The organism is Bradyrhizobium sp. ORS 278, assembly GCF_000026145.1.
GTDB lineage: Bacteria > Pseudomonadota > Alphaproteobacteria > Rhizobiales > Xanthobacteraceae > Bradyrhizobium.
Genome location: NC_009445.1, coordinates 1,617,488 through 1,634,114 on the forward strand (window position 1 = coordinate 1,617,488; position 16,627 = coordinate 1,634,114).

Here is a 16,627-nt window from a genome sequence, read left to right on the forward strand (position 1 = left end):
CTGCGCTTCGCGCCGTCGCCGGGGCCGCCGCCATGCCCGTCGGCAGCAAGGCCAAGGGGACCAAGGCTGTATCCTGTGGTTGTCCGGTCGCCGGCCGCGCGCAACGCGACGCGGCGGAGCTTGCCCGCGCCATGGTTAGCAAATGGTTAACACGGCGTGTGGGCGCGACGCGGCGTGAGGAAACCCGCAACGTGTGCGGCATGACGACATCTCCGCTCACATCGGTCGCCACGCGGCGACGCCTCGCAGGGACATGCCGGGCTGCCTCGCGACGCCTTGCGCCCGAGTTGTGCATCAGCTTTCGCCCTCGAGTCGGGGAGGGCGCAGGGAAGGCCGGGCGCCGGCCGCGCCCGTGGCCCGCCTGCAGCAAATAAAGCAGGCGGCAGTGACCACAGGTCTGGCCGAGAACGCCCGGCCTTCCCTGCGCGACGGTTGGAACGGCTTATACGTAGTCTCCCTGGTGCGCCGGGCTTTCTGGCCACCATGCGCGACAGCGCGCTTGCGCAACGCTGCCGCGGCGACACCAGCATCGGGGTGTCAGGACCGCACGATTTCGCCGTGCGCAACGGCTCGTTCGTCCGCGCGACACGAAGCCATGCTGCGAGCCGCTGCGCCCATCGCATCCCACCTCCCACGTCTCGTGACGGTCGCGACACGCCCCTCCGGCGGAAGCAGGACGAGCAGAGATATACATGATTTCGGAAAAAATGAAAGAAAAAATTTCAGGGCGACCGCGAGATTGTGAGTCTCGGAACATAGCTTCGGACAGGCTCTCGTCTTTCGTTTTCCGGCGAGAGCTTCAAATGTGCTTGGCAGCCGCAGCACGCGCTCGCCTTAGGCCGCCTGCCATTCCCGCGCCATTCCGGATATGCTCTAGTGCCGCCATGACATCAGAACACCCCGACACGCGCGTCATCATCATTCGTCGCACCCCGCCCGATTTCAAGGGGTGGGAACAGGTCCGCGCGCTGATCCTCGAGGCATTCGCCTATATGGACGCGCGAATCGACCCTCCGTCATCGGCCTTGCGGCTCACGCTACAGTCGATGCAGGACGACGCTGAAAAGGGGGCGCTGCTGCTAGCCGATCGTGCCGGCGATCTCGTCGGCTGTGTGTTTGTGCGACCCAAGGGTGATGGGCTCTATCTGGGCAAGCTTGCCGTTCGCCCGGGTCTGCAAGGCGTCGGGATCGGGCGACGCTTGGTGGACGCAGCCGGCGAGGAGGCGCGCAGGTTGGGTCTGAAAGCCTTGGAGCTGCAGACCCGAATCGAGCTGACGGAAAATCACGAGGTCTTCGGCCGCATGGGCTTCGTGAAGATCGCCGAGACGGCACACGAGAGATTCGATCGACCAACCAGCATCACCATGCGCGCGAGCGTGTAGCTGATCAGTGCGAGGGAACGCCGGCATTCGTCACTGGTTCTTCTCACCGATATGCCGGCGGTGGGAAGACCGTCGTCATCCTCACCGCCTCTGCTCGGGCGTGCCCGCGTTCGCTGATGCGATTGCCCTCAGCCGCTTCTTCGCAAACCAAGCCAGAAGGAAAGAGACGCCGGCCAAGGCCAACATCGAGATCAGGATGAGGGTCACCGTCGAGTCGACATTGGAGACGTCTCGAGCATAGAGGACATATGCCCAAGCCAGACTGGCCCCGATGCCACCACAGAAACTGAGCGTCGCCAGAGCCAGGATCGTCCGATAGCGCGAGGTCGCCGTCGACCGGTAGGTGAGAATGGCTGTCATCTCGTTCTCCTGATCCGCCTCAAGTCGCAGCGTCGTCTCTCTTGGCAAAAAGCGGAATTCGGCGGATGGCCGTCAAGTCGGCCCTCACGCACGACCGTTATCATGCCCGATCTCGGGAATTCCCTGCACACACCGCAAGGTCGCGAAACTTCGTTCTCATGCAGAGCGGACGACACCCGGCCATCGAAATCGAAGTTGCGGAAGACGAAAGATAGCCAGGTGAGATCGTCCATTTCCCTGTTCGTTGGCGGCTTCACTTGACGTGAAATCATCACAACATCTAAAGTTGCAAGCTCTCTCGATTGCACGAATTGGCCAGGCTCCAGGCAGCAGTAGCTGCCGCACTGCTTTCTGAACTGATAAAGTCGTCTTGCAGGGTACCGGGGGCGTTGTGGGAAAAGACATCATTCTGATCGGCCCGATGGGAGCCGGCAAGAGCACGCAGGCAAAGCTTCTCGCGGAGGCGTTGCAGCTTCGGCGGTGCTCGCTGGATCAGGTCCGATGGGATTACTATCGCGAGATCGGGTTCGACGATGACGTCCAGCGCAGGATCATGGAGAAGGAAGGACTCCGCGGCGTCTATCGGTACTGGAAGCCGTTCGAAGCTCACGCGGTCGAGCGGGCCTTGGCTGAGCATCCCGATTGCGTCATCGACTTCGGCGCCGGGCACTCGGTGTTCGAGGACGATGAACTCCTCGCACGGGTTCGGAGGGCGCTTGCGCCCTACCAAAATGTCATTCTTCTGCTGCCGTCTCCGGATCCGGATGAATCCATTGCGATCCTGAACGCCAGAAACCTGAACGACCGCCCGCCTGGCGAATTCGACATCAATGCTCATTTCGTCCGTCATCCCTCGAACGGTGCTCTTGCGAAGATCATCGTCTACACCAAGGGAAAGACACCGGAGGAGACACGCGATGCGATCATCGAGCGGGTCAGGAGCGAGAAGGTGCATCGCTGATAGTTCGGCAGTGGACGCATTCCTGAGTCAGCCCGCTTATGCCGAGGCCCCTTGATGTCGATCAAGGCGCACTCCGCCACGTTTCGCATGATGCAAGGCGCGGCCGAGAACCCCCGATGTTGCAGGGCTGGGAAAATTTCTACATCATGGCTGGAACATCAGCCGCGACCTTGATCGGTCTGATGTTTGTTGGTGTCACGCTCGGGACCAATCTTTCAATACCGATCTCGCGCGCGAAGAAGGCGGTCAACGCCTTCATGACGCCCACCTTGGTCCATTTTGGCGGCGTGCTGTTTCAGGCGATGGTCGCATGGTGCCGTGGGGGTCGAGGGGGCCGAGCGCGATCATTTTCGGCACGTGCGGATTGCTGGGTCTGGCATACGCGGTGTTTGTCGGTCGCAATGACGGTCGTGATTCGCATCGCATTGGCGGCCATCATCATCCTTGTGGCGTTGCTGGTCGTCAACGAGCCCAGGACGCTGCTGGGGCCGCGCGATCCGATCGCGGCGGACGGATCGCTCAAGGCCGGGCGTGCGCTGACGATTTCGGACCTGGATCCGACGTCGGAACGGGCCACGCCTGATCTGGACGACCCCGGCGGGTTCGAGCAGCGCTTTTCAAGCAGTCCAATCGAGCGCAATCGAGATGCGGTCCTGGAGTTTGCCAGATCTTTCGGTCCTGCCCTCTGCAAGCCCGACCGGCGTCAGCAACTGATCGCGACGATCCAGGAATACTATGCAACCAAAAGATATCTCAGCGCAGAATTCCACTTCCGCGGCCCGCGCGCCAGCCAATTCATCAAGGCCGCATGGACAACGCCAAAAGACCACGAGATTGAAGACTTCGTGCAGCAGCTGCTGGAAAAGGGTTACATCAGACCCCGCCAGATATGGCTGCGGGATCACTCGTTTCTGTTCTATGTTCGAGCCCAGTATCTGAGCCCCGACGCTTGTTCCCCGTCCTAGTCCCGCGCTTGCAGCCCTGTTGCGAGGCGAAGGTTCATGGCACGCCGACGCTGTCAAATCGGAAGACGCGAGTCCGCTCCGCGTGGAGCTGCGCGATGCTGTCTGCAATCGTCGTTGTGCCCGAGCCCGACGCTCCCGTCAGAATGACCAGCCTCACCGTGATCTTCCACGCCTAGCCTTGCGCTCACCTTGGCTGCGGCGGCGCGCCGGCCGTCACCCCCGGGCTCATTTCCCCGTTCGGCCGCCTGAGCTGCCAGCCCTGCGCGGTGCGCGTCAGGTCGGTCGCCACCTCCTTGCCGGACTCGTCGTTGGCCTGCAGGCGCACGTGGCTGTCGCCGATCCAGGTGTCGACCTGGTACGGCTCGTAGCCTTCGGGCTTGTAGCTCCATTCCAGCTTCGGGCTGTCGCCATAGCTGAACATCCCGATGCGATAGTCGATGCCGCAATTGCCGTCGTCGCGCGGGTCGATGGCGATGAAGCGCTTGCCGTTGGGGGACAGGAACGGGCCGCTGCCAAGGTTGAGCTCGGCGCCGGTCCTGCGGTTGACCAGCATCACGTACGGGCACTCATAGGGCGAGACCAGCACGATGTAATGGCGGTCGCCGAGGCGTCCGATCAGCCGGTAGCTGATGCAGCTGGCCTCCGGCCCCTCGGGCTCGCATTCCCGGGCGTCGGTGATGACCTTGGTCTTGCCGCCCGCAAGCCCCAGGGTCAGCTTGCGTCCATCGCGCCGGATCGTGGCCGGCAGCTCCTTCAGACAGGCGGTCTCCTGCGGCACCCCACCGTGGATCTCGAGCGGCTGGCACAGCGTGCGCAGGTCGAAGAAGCCTGCACCGGCCGCCGCCGGGCTCGGCGTCAGCAGCATCAGCGCGACGATGACAAGCGTGAGGAGGCCGGGGAGACGAACCCATAGATACCGCATGTTTGCTGTTCGCTGCATTCTCCAACGATCCAAGTCCGCGCAGGCCCGCCCGGCCCCGTAAGATTGCGGGGTTGGTTCCACTTAAGCAAGGCTTAGGCCCGATCGGCCATATTTATCCAAAATCAATCTGGATGGACGCCCACGATGAAGATCGGTCGCTTGTTTGCTGTCTCGATGCTGTCGGTCACGGTCCTGGCGGTCGTGCCGGCGGCGCAGAACGTGACGGCGCAGTACCGGACCTATGTCGACCGGACCGAGGCGATCAAGCTGGTCGAAGCCTATGGCGCCGTGCTGTCGTTCGGGCAGCAGGTGGTCGGACACCGTGCGCCCTATATCAGCCCGCTGTTCCAGGAGCAGCCCGCATCGGACACGCAACTGGCGGCGATCGCGAAAATCAGGCAGGTGTCGGATGCGAGCTTCGAGAAGGCCAAGATCGCGGCCGCCGATCTGAGCAACGGCAAATCCATCGCCGATGGCCTGGTGCAGGCGGGTGCCAAGCTCAACGACATTCGTGGTGCGATCGATCCGAACCTGTCGCGCCCGCTCGGCGCGCGCGATCAGAGCGTGGTCAAGAGCTTCCTGCCGGGCGTCGGCCAGGTCGCCGGAATGATCGATCCGATTCTGGATGGCCTGGCGGACCAGGTGGCCGCGACCGATGCGTCATTGATCACGCTGCTCAACGTCGCCCGCACCGCGCAGGACCTGCGCATCGCGGCCGGCGGCCGCGCGGCGACACTGTCGCCGGCGATCAGCGCCCGCCGCCAGATCACGGGGGCCGAGAAGGCCATCATGGATCGCGCGCTCGGCCGGATCGAGACCAACCGCGACCGGCTGCAGTCCGGCGTGCAGCAGCTGGGCAATCCGCCGCGCCTGGCGGCCGCGCTGAAGGAGGCCAACGAAGCCTATTTCGGCCGCGCCAATGCGGTGGTCGACAAGGAGATGGCGGTCGGGCAGGGCGACGCCAACTACTCCATCAATGCCGATCAGCTGGCCGAGGTCGTCGTGCCCGCGATCGAGAAATTCTTCGTGCTGCGCGACTCCACGATCGCCGAAGCGCGTGACCGCGCCAGAACGGCGCGCGACAGTGCTCTGACGATGCTGATCATCGGCGTCGCCGTGGTCGTCGCGCTGCTCGCCCTGCTGATCGGCGTCACCATGCTGCTGCGCCGCCGCGTCATCGCGCCGGTGATCGCGCTCACCGGCGTGATCGGCGAGATGGCGAAGGGGAACGACGAGGTCGCGATCCCCGCCAGCGGCCGCGACGACGAGATCAGCGCGATGGCGGGCTCGCTGCAGACCTTCAAGGAGGCGCTGCTGGAGAAGAAGGCCGCCGAGCGCGCGGCTTCCGCGGAAGCGCAGGCCAAGATCGAGCGCGGCCAGCGCGTCGAGACCTTCACCCGCGCCTTCGAGGCTGCGATCGGCGAGGTGATCGAGGTGGTCTCCTCCGCGACCTCGGATCTCGAGCAGGCGGCCGACGCGCTCACGACGACCGCCGGACGCTCGCTGGAGCTCGCCACCGTGGTGGCAAGCGCCTCCGGCGAAGCGACGACCAACGTGCATTCGGTCGCCGCCGCGACCGAGGAGATGACGACCTCGGTCGATGAGATCAGCCGCCAGGTGAAGGTCTCCGCGCAGATCGCCAGCGAGGCGATGGAGCAGGCACGGCGCACGAACGACCGCGTCGGCGAGCTCGCCAAGGCGGCGGCGCGGATCGGCGACGTCGTCGAGCTGATCAACGCGATTGCCGGGCAGACCAATCTGCTGGCGCTCAACGCCACCATCGAGGCGGCGCGCGCCGGCGAGGCCGGCAAGGGCTTTGCGGTCGTCGCCTCCGAGGTCAAGGCGCTGGCGGAACAGACCGCGAAGGCCACCGGCGAGATCGGCCAGCAGATCGGCAGCATCCAGGGCGCCACGCAGGAATCCGTGGGCGCGATCAAGGAGATCGGCGAGACCATCGCCCGCATGTCGGAGATCGCCGCCGCGATCGCCTCGTCGGTCGAGGAGCAGAGCTCGGCCACGCGCGAAATCTCCCGCAACGTGCAGCAGGCCGCGCATGGCACCCAGGAGGTCTCGGCCAACATCTCCAGCGTGCGCGAGGGCGCCAACGAGACCGGATCGGCGTCCTCCAACGTGCTCGCCGCGGCCAAGTCGCTGAGCGGCCAGAGCAGCCGCCTGAAGCAGGAGGTCGCGCGCTTCCTGGATTCGGTGCGGGCGGCGTGAGGTCGTCGGCGCCGCGGCGGCAGGCCTACTTGCCCTTCTCGATCCTGGTCACCGTGTAGCCCGCGGCGTCCTCCTGCGCCTCGAACCTGACCTTGTCGCCGGCCTTCAGGCCTTTCAGCATCGCGGCATCCTTGACGCGGTAGACCATGGTCATGGCCTCGTCCATGCCGAGGCTTTTGGCCGGGCCGTGATGCAGCGTGATCTTGCCCTGGGCCTCGTCGATCTTCTTGACGTCGCCGCTGATCGCGTCGGCGGCGATGGCCGGGGCGATGAAGCCAAGGAGCAGCGCGGCAGTCGTCAAGGGGATTGTCCTGGTCATCGTGTCGTCCTCCTGAGGTGGAATGCGGGAGTGTTGCCGCTCGGCGTTCAGCCGCGCCGCACCGGCTGCGGTGCGCCGGCGACCTCGTAGGCGACGGAGCCTTGCGGGAACTGATACGGGCCGGGATCGCGATAGTCGTCGCGCGCGAGTCCATCGCGCACCTTCAACGTCGTGAACATGCCGCCCATCTCGATCGGGCCGAACTGGCCGGTGCCGGTCATCATCGGCAAGGTATTGTCGGGCGCGGGCATCTCCATGCTACCCATCGCCATGCCGGTGTGTCCCATCACCATGCCCTCGGGCGCGAGCTTGCCGACGGCGGCGGCGAGCTCCTTGCGCGACACGCCGATCAGGTTGCGCATGTCGTGGCCCATCGCGTTCATCGTGTGATGCGATTTGTGGCAGTGGAATGCCCAGTCGCCGGGATTGTCGGCGGTGAAGTCGAGCACGCGGACCGCGCCGACCGGCACGTCGGTGGTCGTCTCGGGAAATTGCGCAGCCTCGGGCAGCCAGCCGCCATCGGTGCCGGTCACCTTGAACTTGTGGCCGTGCAGATGGATCGGATGGTTGGTCATGGTGAGATTGCCGATGCGGATGCGCACGCGGTCGCCGAGCCGCGCCGGCATCGGATCGATGCCGGGGAAGACGCGGGCGTTCCAGGTCCACATGTTGAAGTCGATCATCTCGTTGACCTTCGGCAGATAGCTGCCGGGCTCGACCCGGTAGCTCGACATCACGAACACGTAGTCGCGGTCGACCGGCGGCGGCACGGAACCGCGCGGATGCACGACGATCATGCCCATCATGCCCATCGCCATCTGCACCATCTCGTCGGCGTGCGGGTGATACATGAAGGTGCCGGCGTGCTTCATCTCGAACTCGTAGACGAAGGTCTTGCCGGGCTTGATGTGCGGCTGCGTCAGTCCGCCGACACCGTCCATGCCGCAGGGCAGGATCACGCCGTGCCAGTGCACGGTGGTGTATTCCGGGAGCTTGTTGGTCACGAAGATCCGGACCTTGTCGCCCTCGACCGCCTCGAGGGTCGGGCCCGGCGACTGGCCGTTGTAGCCCCACAGATGCGCCGTCATGCCCGGCGCGAACTCGCGCGTGACCGGCTCGGCGACGAGATGGAATTCCTTCCAGTCGCCGTTCATGCGAAACGGCAGCGACCAGCCGTTGAGCGTCACCACCGGCTGATAGTCCGCACCGGCGGATGGATGCAGCGGCGGCTGCATCACGGCCTTGTCCATGGTGGGCGCTTCGGGAATCGCGGCGGCCTGGACGCGGCCGGATACGGCGGAGGCGCCGGCCAGCGCCGCGGAGCCGAGCAGGGTTCGGCGTGACAACATGCATGCTCTCCTGTCAATCGTTGCGTGTCAGTCGTTGTTCGGCGCGAGCGCGCGCGCGGTCTGCGGCGCCGGGTCCTCACCGGCCGCGACGCCGCCATTGACGGCGGCCGACAGCTCGGCCTCGGCGAGGAAGAAGTCCCTGATCGCGTCGATCGCGGCGCGGCGCGAGGCGAGGCGCTGGCGCGCCTCGAGCAGCAGCGCGAAGATATCGACCTGCATGCTGGAATAGCGCAGCTGCATCTCCTCGCTGATGATCTGGCGCAGCGGCAGCACCTCGCGGGCGTAATGGCCGGCGATGTCGTAGGCTGCACGATAGCTGCGATAGGCGTCGCGCGCTTCCGATCGGACCGTGACCGCACGCTCTGCGAGGCGGTTGAAGGCGATGTTGTAGCTCTCCGCCGCCTGCCTGACGCGCACCTCGCCGCCGTCGAAGATCGGGATCTGGAACTGCACATCATAGCCGCGCTCGCGGATGACGCGGCCTTCCGGCTCGCCGGTCTTGCGATCGATGCCGGCGAGGTCGAGCAGGCTGACGAAGCGCGTCGCCTCGGTGAGCTGCAACGCGGTTGCGAGCGCCGTCAGCTCCCGGCGCGCGATCTGCAGATCGATGCGGTGCGCGACGGCGTCACGCTCGATGAAGGGCTCCGTCAGCGGCCGGCGCGGCAGCATGGGAAGACGGTTGGGCAGGCGGAAGTTCGCGTCGTCGCCCCACAGGCCCATCAGCCGGATCAGCCGCTCGCGTGCGCTCGAGGCGACGCGGCGGGCGCCGGCGAGCTCGGCGGTGGTTTCGGCGTAGAACACCTGCTCGCGGGCCTGGTCAAGCCGGTTGAGCGCGCCGGTCTCGCCGAGCTTTGCGGCGAGCTTGGCCGTCGCCTCCGCGGCGGACTGCGCTTCGAGCAGCAGCGCGACCAACTCATGGGCGGCGACCACGCGGACATGCGCGCGGCGCACCTCTGCCGCGAGGCGCACGGTCGCGAGCGCCGCCCTGAGCTGCGCCTGCCGGAAGCGCTCGCGCGCGACCTCCGAGCGCAGCGGCAAGGTGGCGAGCGCCAGGATGTCGCCAGCGACCTGGCGCTCGGCCTCGAACGCACCGTCACCGCTGATGCGCATCAGCGAGACGGTCGGGTTCGGTGGCAGGCTGGCCGCGACGGCATCCGCCTCGCTCAGCGCCAGCTGATGATAGGCCGCCTGCAGACCCTTGTTGTTGAACAGCGCGACCTGCACCGCGGCGTCCGCCGACAGCGGCCGCGCCAGCAGTTTTCGCGTGGCGTCGCGCAGGCGGCCCGCATCCTCATCGGTTCTGACCGAGGCGACCTCCTTGCCGATCGCGCCACCGGTGATGTCGGCGACGACGCTCATGCCGCTGTCGGGCGAGAACGAGGCGCAGCCTGCGAGCGCCGTTGCGGCCACCAGAGCCGCGAGCCTGATGATCACCTTCATGGCGGCTCCTAGCGGCTCGGTTCGGAGCGCGGTCCCCACGCCGCAGGGGTCGTTGGACGCAGCGGCGTGTAGGGCGTGACGACCGCGGATGTTCTCACAGGCGCGACGTGCGCGGCGGGATCGGCCGGATCGGCGCCGGCGAGCGCGATCGTGCGCGGCTGGCAGCCGGCGAGGCTCAGGGCCGCGAGCAGCGCGATTGCGCTCGGCAGGACCGGATAAGACGGTGTCGGCCGCGCCGCGCGTGCGGCGGGCGTCGCCCGGGATTGCGACAACATGAGGTGTCCCTTGATCTGACGATGACGCGCATCGGTCCGCGCGCTTGGCGCGCGGCCGGCCGGGTTCGCTCAGATCAGGACGATGGGGGGACGATCCAGACGCGGCGGCGTCCGCCCGGGGAGACGGACCTCGCCGGCGCTTTCGCTCGCGACAGCAACGCGCGAGGGCAGCGTCACGGCCGGCAGCGAGGCGGTAAGACCGACCGCGCACATCATTGCGCAGCAGGGGCCGGGGATTTTGGCGTGGTCGTGATGCGACGGAGCGGGAGCGACTGGCTGCGCTTCGTCGCCGGCATCTGCCTGGTGATCATGCGCATGCGCATGCATCTGCGACGTCATCGTGCCATCGCTCATCTCGGCGTGAGCGGCGCGATGGTGGACGATGGGATCATGAGCCACCGCCACGGACGCTTCGTCGAGACAGGGCGCGGCGCCACGGGTGAAGGCAAGCGCGACGCCGGGGCTGAGCACGCAGATCAAGTAAGCGAGCACGAGCAGCCGCCCCGCCACCATCAGCATGTTCCGCGTCAGTCCCAGCGACATCAGTGCAGATCCCCCCGTTTAGGCGTCCAGTCTAGCGCATGAGGCGCTCGGCGGCAAAGAGGGCGGGACTCTTGATCCACGCTCCACGCAGCCGGTGCCGGCTTGACCACAATTCGCGCCGTTCGCGTTGTGAAAGATCCCGCCGCGCGCCCGATGCTCACCTCGCCCCGCTTGCGGGGAGAGGTTGGATGGCATCGCCGGATGCCATCCGGGTCAGGGGGCTCTCCGCGGAGCCGGTGCGCTTGGTCTCGCATCGCTGATCACCTCATACTGTACGGGCAGATCATAAAAGGCCCTGCGCACGATCGGCCGAAGCACCTCTGTTGCGCTGCTTCTGCATGGCGTCTGCCGCAGCATTGCGGCTTGACCGCGCGACATGTGGCGACGAAGTTGCGGCCATCGTGCACGGACCCGCCACAAGATTCGAGGAAGCGCCTCACTTCACACCGGACTCGCGCCAGGCCTGGGCGCGGCTGGCGTTGGCGCTCGTCATCGGTTCCATCGGCGGCGCGGGAATGTGGACCGTGGTGGTCGTGCTGCCGACCGTGCAGGCGGAATACGCCGCGAGCCGCGGTGCGGTCTCGCTGGCCTATACGCTCACGATGTTCGGCTTCGGACTCGGCGGCGTGATCGTCGGCCGCATCACCGACCGCTTCGGCATCGTGACCGCGATGGCGCTCAGCATCGCGACGACTGCTGCAGCCTATCTGCTCGCCGGCGCGTCGGTGACGCTGTGGCAGTTCCAGGCGGTGTACTTCCTGATCGGGCTCGGCTCGTCCGTCACGTTCGCGCCGCTGATGGCCGAAGCCTCGCATTGGTTCGAGCGCTATCGCGGGCTTGCGGTCACCATCGTCGCATCCGGCAATTACGTCGCCGGCACGGTGTGGCCGCCGCTGGTGAATTACGGCGTGCAGCAGATCGGCTGGCGCGCCACTCATGTCGCGCTCGGCGTGTTCTGCGCGGTGACGATGTCAGCGCTGCTCCTGGTGCTGCGGGCGCGGATGGGCGGCTCCGGTGCGCATGATCACAGCCAGGCGGCGCCACCGCAATTGACGCTGCCGATCTCCACTAACGCGCTGACCGTGCTGCTGAGCATCGCCGCGATCGCCTGCTGCGTGGCGATGGCGATGCCGCAGGTGCATATCGTCGCCTATTGCGGCGATCTCGGTTACGGCGTGGCCGTCGGCGCGCAGATGCTGTCGCTGATGATGGCGCTGGGCATCGTCAGCCGCATCGGCTCCGGCTTCCTCGCCGACCGCGTCGGCGGCATGCGCACGCTGCTGATCGGCTCGCTCGCGCAGGGCTTTGCGCTGCTGTTCTATCTGTTCTTCGATGGCCTGACGTCGCTGTACCTGATCTCCGGCATGTTCGGCCTGTTCCAGGGCGGCATCGTTCCGAGCTACGCGATCATCGTGCGCGAGGCGATGCCCGCGCGCGAGGCGGCGACCCGCGTGGGCATCATCATCTTCGCCTCGGTGTTCGGCATGTCATTCGGCGGCTGGGTGTCCGGCGTGATCTTCGATGCCACCGGATCCTACGCCGCGGCGTTCGCCAATGGCATCGCCTGGAATGCGCTCAACCTCGCCATCGTGGTCACGCTGCTGATCCTGGCCCGGCGGCCACACCGGCTGACCGCCTGACCGGACAATCGTTGCTCATCGGCAACAGTTGGACCCTATCGTGCGCCATATGCACGCTGTCGTACAAAATCCCGGCTTCCGCCGCAAAACCATCGAATCCGATCACGCAACTCTGATCCCGATCGAGGCCGGTCAGGGCTTGTGGGGCCCTGGGCTTCGCATCGCGAAGTGAATTGTCGCGAGGTCTCAGCCGAGGCCGCGGCCGCCCGTCGCCCGGGCCTGATGCAAAGGTGGCGGCGAGGTGAAGGCTCCGGACCGGTCGGGATCGCTGCGGCGGCATCGCGATGGTGCAGGAGGCCATTGCGCTATGTCCATCGTTTCACGCGCCGTTTCGCAGCTGACATTGGCCGCGCTGGTTGCCGGGCTCATGACCAGCCAGGCGTCGGCACAGCTGTTTCCGCAAGCCCAGCCGCAGCCGGCGCAGCCGCAGCGTCCCGCCGCGACCCGATCCATCATCGTTCCGGTGGCGCCATCCGCGGGCAAGCCGAACGGCGCCGCAGCACAGCCCGCGCCGCCGCGTCCCGCGGGCTTGCCGGCCTCTCTGTCCCCGATGCCCGGCAGCGGTCCGGACGTGTGGCGGCTGCCCAATCCGAACGACGTCAACGACGGCACCGTCACCATCATCACCGCGCCGGCGGGCGGCGCGACCTCGGTGTTCGGCTCGGACATGGCGCGCGTGCTCGACGATCAGACCAATGTCCGCGTGCTGCCGGTGCTCGGCAAGGGACCGGTTCGCAACGTCTCCGACATTCTCTTCTTGAAGAGCATCGACATGGGCGCGGTCGCGGCCGACGTGCCCGAATTCTACCGCCTGCAATACGGCATTCCCGATATCACGTCGCAGCTGCGCTACATCGCGCGGCTCTATCACAACGAGGTCCACATCATCGCGCGGTCGTCGATCCGCTCGATCTTCGATCTCAACGGCAAGCGCATCATCGCACCCACCGATGTCGGCTTCTATTCGGCGCGCGTGATCTTCAACCGGCTCGGCCTGACGGCGTCGTTCGACTACGCGACCGATGATGCGAAGTCGATCCAGAAGCTCATCGACGGCGAGGCCGATGCGTACGTCGTCTCGACCGGCAAGGTGTTCCAGCTCGCCCGCAACATCCGCAACGAGAACCGCGCGCTGCATCTGGTCACGATCCCCTATGACCGCAGGCTGCAGGATCTCTATCTGCCGACGACCTTATCGTCGGAGGAATATCCGAACCTGCTCAATCCCGGCGAGACGATCGAGACCGTGGCGATCGGCATGCTGCTCGTCAGCTACAACTGGCCTGAGAATACCGAGCGCTATCGCAAGGTCGCGCGCTTCGTCGAGGCGTTCTTCGCCAACTACGATGAGTTCATGAAGCCTCCGCGACATCCGAAATGGAAGGAGTCGAGCATCGTCGCCACGATCCCAGGCTGGAAGCGCTTCAAGGCCGCGGACGACTGGCTGCTCGCGCGCAACATGATGCCGCGGCCGCAGGCCGCCGACGTGTCGCGGCCGCAGGTCGCCGACGTCCAGCAGCAACAGTTCGAGAACTTCGTGCGCCAGACCGGCGGGCAGGTCTCGAATGATCCGGCCGAGCGCAGCGCGTTGTTCCGGCAATTCCTTCAATGGCGCCAGCAGCACGGCGGCCCGCCGACACCGACGCGGTAACGGCGCGCGCCGCGGTCAGACGGATTGTCCGGCCTTCAGCAGGGAGCATCCGGTGATCTTGAGGCTGCCGTCGGGCTGTGTCTGCAGCGTATAGAGCGCCTCCCAGACCTGGCCGTCGGCATCGACGATGTGGACGCGCTGCGCGATAGTGCCGTCCTCAGCCTGCGCCGCGCCGAATTCGAAACTGCGGTGGCGATAGACCGGGGCATAGCCCTGGCGCACCATCGCCATGAAGATATCGACGCTGGGAAACAGCGCCTGAATCTCGGGCGCGGCCTGGGCATAGGCGGTGGCCCCATCGTCGCGGGCCAGCGCCTGCTCCTGGGCGCGGATCACGCCCTGCGCGGCGGTCACGTCGTTGCCGGCGATGGCCGGCGTCCACATCAGGCCGAGGCAGACGAGCCAGGCTGACACTCTCATCGCACTTGCTCCATGGCGGTGGTCATGACAGAGGCAGATCTCGCGCCGGCGCAGACGAGCCCGCCGGGGCGATCTGGTCTCTTGCGGCCCGAATCATGCATTCAGGACGGCGAACAGAGCAAGGCAGCATGGCGGATTTTTCTCACACAAGATCGCTTTTCAGGATTCCTGAGGGAGTCATCTATCTCGACGGCAATTCGCTCGGCGCGCTGCCCCTGGCGGTGCCGGGGCGCGTGGCCCGGATGATCGAGGCCGAATGGGGCCAGGAGCTGATCCGCGGCTGGAACAGCGCCGGCTGGATGGTGCAGCCCCGCCGCGTCGGCGACCGCATCGCCCGGCTGATCGGCGCCGCGCCCGGCACGGTCGTGATGGGCGATACGCTCTCGATCAAGGTGTATCAGGCGCTCGCCGCCGCGCTGTCGCTCAATCCGAAGCGCGGCGTGATCCTGTCCGACAGCGGCAACTTCCCGTCCGATCTCTACATGGCGCAGGGCCTGATCCGCATGCTCGGCGATCGGGCCACATTGAAAGTTGTCGAGCCCGAGGAGGTCGAAGGCGCGATCGACGACAGCGTCGCCGTGCTGATGCTGACCGAGGTGGACTACCGCACGGGCCGCATGCACGACATGAAGGCCCTCACCACGAAGGCGCACGGCGCCGGCGCGCTCACGGTGTGGGATCTCGCGCATTCCGCCGGCGCGGTGCCGGTCGATCTCGCCGGCGCGGAGGCCGACTTCGCGGTCGGCTGCACCTACAAATATCTCAATGGCGGTCCCGGCGCGCCGGCCTTCATCTATGTCGCGCCAGGTCATGCCGACATCGCGCCGCCGGCGCTGTCCGGCTGGATGGGTCACGAGGCGCCGTTCGCCTTCGATCTCGACTATCGCCCCGGCGGCGGCATCGAGCGGATGCGCATCGGCACGCCGCCGATCATCGCGCTCGCAGCCCTCGATGCGGCACTCGATGCCTGGGAGGGCGTGTCGATGCAGGATGTGCGTGCGGCCTCGATCGCACTGTCGGAGCTGTTCATCGCCGAGGTCGAGAAGCGCTGTCCGTCGCTGACGCTCGCTTCGCCGCGGGATGCGGCGCGTCGCGGCAGCCAGGTGTCCTTCCGCCATACCGACGGCTACGCGATCATGCGTGCGCTGATCGCGCGCGGCGTGATCGGCGATTTCCGCGCGCCGGACGCGCTGCGCTTCGGCTTCACGCCGCTCTACATCGGCGAGGCCGAGGTGCGCGGTGCCGTCGATATCCTCGAGGATGTCCTGGCCAAGAAGCTGTGGGACAGGCCCGAATATCGCCAGAAGGAGCTCGTGACGTGAGCAACGCGCCCTACGATCCCGCCACCGAAGGTGCGCGGATGAACTTCAAGGGACGTATGTCCTACGGCGATTACCTGATGCTGGAGCGCCTGCTCGACGCGCAGGCGCCGCTGTCCTCGGCGCATGACGAACTGCTGTTCATCATTCAGCACCAGACCTCCGAGCTGTGGATGAAGCTCGCGATCCACGAGATCAAGGCGGCGATGGCGGCGATCGCGAGGGACGACGTGCAGCCGGCGTTCAAGATGCTGGCGCGCGTGTCGCGCATCTTCGAGCAGCTCAACGGCGCCTGGGACGTGCTGCGCACGATGACGCCCAGCGAATATACGCTGTTCCGCGACAAGCTCGGCGAGTCCTCCGGCTTCCAGTCGTTCCAATATCGCTCGATCGAATTCCTGCTCGGCAACCGTAATCTCGCGATGCTGCGTCCGCATGCGCATCACCCCGAGCTGACCGCCGAGCTGGAATCGATCCTCGCCAAGCCGAGCCTCTACGACGAGGCGCTGCGGCTGTTGGCCCGGCGCGGCTTCTTCATCGGCGCCGACGGCCAGCGCACCGACTGGCGGGGCACGCGCGCGGAGAGCGCGGAGGTGGCTGCGGCCTGGACCAGCGTCTATCGCGATCCGCAGCGGCATTGGGAGCTGTACGAGCTCGCCGAGAAGCTGGTCGATTTCGAGGACTATTTCCGCCGCTGGCGCTTCAACCATGTCACCACGGTGGAGCGCATCATCGGCTTCAAGACCGGCACCGGCGGCACCTCGGGCGTGAACTATCTCCGCAAGATGCTGGAGATCGTGCTGTTCCCCGAATTGTGGAAATTGCGCACCGGGCTGTAGAGCCGCGCGCACTCATTCGATC

Annotated in this window: 16 protein-coding genes; 8 read left to right on the plus strand and 8 right to left on the minus strand. The window is 66.3% G+C overall.

All coding sequences use genetic code 11. From position 1 onward, the window contains the following. Positions 1 to 884 precede the first annotated feature (884 nt). Positions 885 to 1,382: a GNAT family N-acetyltransferase gene (locus BRADO_RS07105; protein ID WP_011924628.1), complete on the plus strand. Its 498-nt coding sequence runs from the start codon at positions 885 to 887 to the stop codon at positions 1,380 to 1,382. Between the two features lie 81 nt (positions 1,383 to 1,463). On the opposite strand, the gene BRADO_RS07110 is transcribed toward BRADO_RS07105, so the two are convergent. Continuing rightward, positions 1,464 to 1,742 (minus strand): hypothetical protein, encoded by a 279-nt coding sequence (locus BRADO_RS07110; protein WP_157872530.1) that lies wholly within the window; start codon positions 1,740 to 1,742, stop codon positions 1,464 to 1,466. Between the two features lie 421 nt (positions 1,743 to 2,163). On the opposite strand from BRADO_RS07110, the gene BRADO_RS07115 reads away from it, so the two are divergent. Both BRADO_RS07115 and BRADO_RS07120 read left to right on the plus strand, forming a co-directional pair. Next, positions 2,164 to 2,703: a shikimate kinase gene (locus BRADO_RS07115; RefSeq protein WP_041756209.1), complete on the plus strand. Its 540-nt coding sequence runs from the start codon at positions 2,164 to 2,166 to the stop codon at positions 2,701 to 2,703. A 116-nt stretch (positions 2,704 to 2,819) separates the two neighbouring features. Beyond that, entirely contained in the window at positions 2,820 to 3,668 is an 849-nt protein-coding gene (locus tag BRADO_RS07120) for a hypothetical protein (RefSeq protein WP_041756210.1), read from the plus strand. Positions 3,669 to 3,852: 184 nt separating this feature from the next. Here the strand turns inward: BRADO_RS07120 and BRADO_RS07125 are convergent, their stop codons facing one another. After that, on the minus strand, positions 3,853 to 4,590 hold the full coding sequence (locus tag BRADO_RS07125) for a hypothetical protein (RefSeq protein WP_011924632.1): 738 nt from the start codon (positions 4,588 to 4,590) through the stop codon (positions 3,853 to 3,855). Positions 4,591 to 4,734: 144 nt separating this feature from the next. On the opposite strand from BRADO_RS07125, the gene BRADO_RS07130 reads away from it, so the two are divergent. After that, a complete protein-coding gene (locus BRADO_RS07130; protein WP_011924633.1) occupies positions 4,735 to 6,810 on the plus strand; it encodes a methyl-accepting chemotaxis protein in 2,076 nt (691 codons plus the stop codon). Between the two features lie 25 nt (positions 6,811 to 6,835). Here the strand turns inward: BRADO_RS07130 and BRADO_RS07135 are convergent, their stop codons facing one another. The 5 genes from BRADO_RS07135 to BRADO_RS07155 form a co-directional block, all read right to left on the minus strand. Then, positions 6,836 to 7,129, minus strand: a complete 294-nt coding sequence (locus BRADO_RS07135; RefSeq protein ID WP_173363489.1) for a copper-binding protein — start codon at positions 7,127 to 7,129, stop codon at positions 6,836 to 6,838. 47 nt (positions 7,130 to 7,176) lie between these two features. Further along, a complete protein-coding gene (locus tag BRADO_RS07140; RefSeq protein ID WP_011924635.1) occupies positions 7,177 to 8,478 on the minus strand; it encodes a multicopper oxidase family protein in 1,302 nt (433 codons plus the stop codon). Positions 8,479 to 8,505: 27 nt separating this feature from the next. Further along, positions 8,506 to 9,918, minus strand: coding sequence for a TolC family protein (locus BRADO_RS07145; protein WP_011924636.1), 1,413 nt, complete (start codon positions 9,916 to 9,918; stop codon positions 8,506 to 8,508). A gap of 8 nt (positions 9,919 to 9,926) precedes the next feature. Then, entirely contained in the window at positions 9,927 to 10,193 is a 267-nt protein-coding gene (locus BRADO_RS07150; protein WP_011924637.1) for a hypothetical protein, read from the minus strand. 69 nt (positions 10,194 to 10,262) lie between these two features. After that, entirely contained in the window at positions 10,263 to 10,736 is a 474-nt protein-coding gene (locus BRADO_RS07155) for a hypothetical protein (RefSeq protein WP_011924638.1), read from the minus strand. 401 nt (positions 10,737 to 11,137) lie between these two features. Between BRADO_RS07155 and BRADO_RS07160 the strand changes: the two genes are divergently transcribed. Further along, the gene (locus BRADO_RS07160; RefSeq protein ID WP_011924639.1) at positions 11,138 to 12,376 is read left to right on the plus strand and encodes an MFS transporter; all 1,239 of its coding nucleotides are present in this window, start codon (positions 11,138 to 11,140) and stop codon (positions 12,374 to 12,376) included. Positions 12,377 to 12,926: 550 nt separating this feature from the next. After that, the gene (locus BRADO_RS07165) at positions 12,927 to 14,027 is read left to right on the plus strand and encodes a TAXI family TRAP transporter solute-binding subunit (RefSeq protein ID WP_011924640.1); all 1,101 of its coding nucleotides are present in this window, start codon (positions 12,927 to 12,929) and stop codon (positions 14,025 to 14,027) included. Positions 14,028 to 14,042: 15 nt separating this feature from the next. On the opposite strand, the gene BRADO_RS07170 is transcribed toward BRADO_RS07165, so the two are convergent. Beyond that, the gene (locus BRADO_RS07170; protein ID WP_011924641.1) at positions 14,043 to 14,447 is read right to left on the minus strand and encodes a DUF4864 domain-containing protein; all 405 of its coding nucleotides are present in this window, start codon (positions 14,445 to 14,447) and stop codon (positions 14,043 to 14,045) included. Between the two features lie 128 nt (positions 14,448 to 14,575). Between BRADO_RS07170 and kynU the strand changes: the two genes are divergently transcribed. Together kynU and kynA are read left to right on the plus strand one after the other, a co-directional pair. Continuing rightward, positions 14,576 to 15,769 (plus strand): kynureninase, encoded by a 1,194-nt coding sequence (kynU, locus tag BRADO_RS07175; protein ID WP_011924642.1) that lies wholly within the window; start codon positions 14,576 to 14,578, stop codon positions 15,767 to 15,769. Next, positions 15,766 to 16,605: a tryptophan 2,3-dioxygenase gene (kynA, locus tag BRADO_RS07180; protein ID WP_011924643.1), complete on the plus strand. Its 840-nt coding sequence runs from the start codon at positions 15,766 to 15,768 to the stop codon at positions 16,603 to 16,605. The genes kynU and kynA overlap by 4 nt, the downstream gene beginning before the upstream one ends. The last annotated feature ends 22 nt before the right edge of the window (positions 16,606 to 16,627 follow it).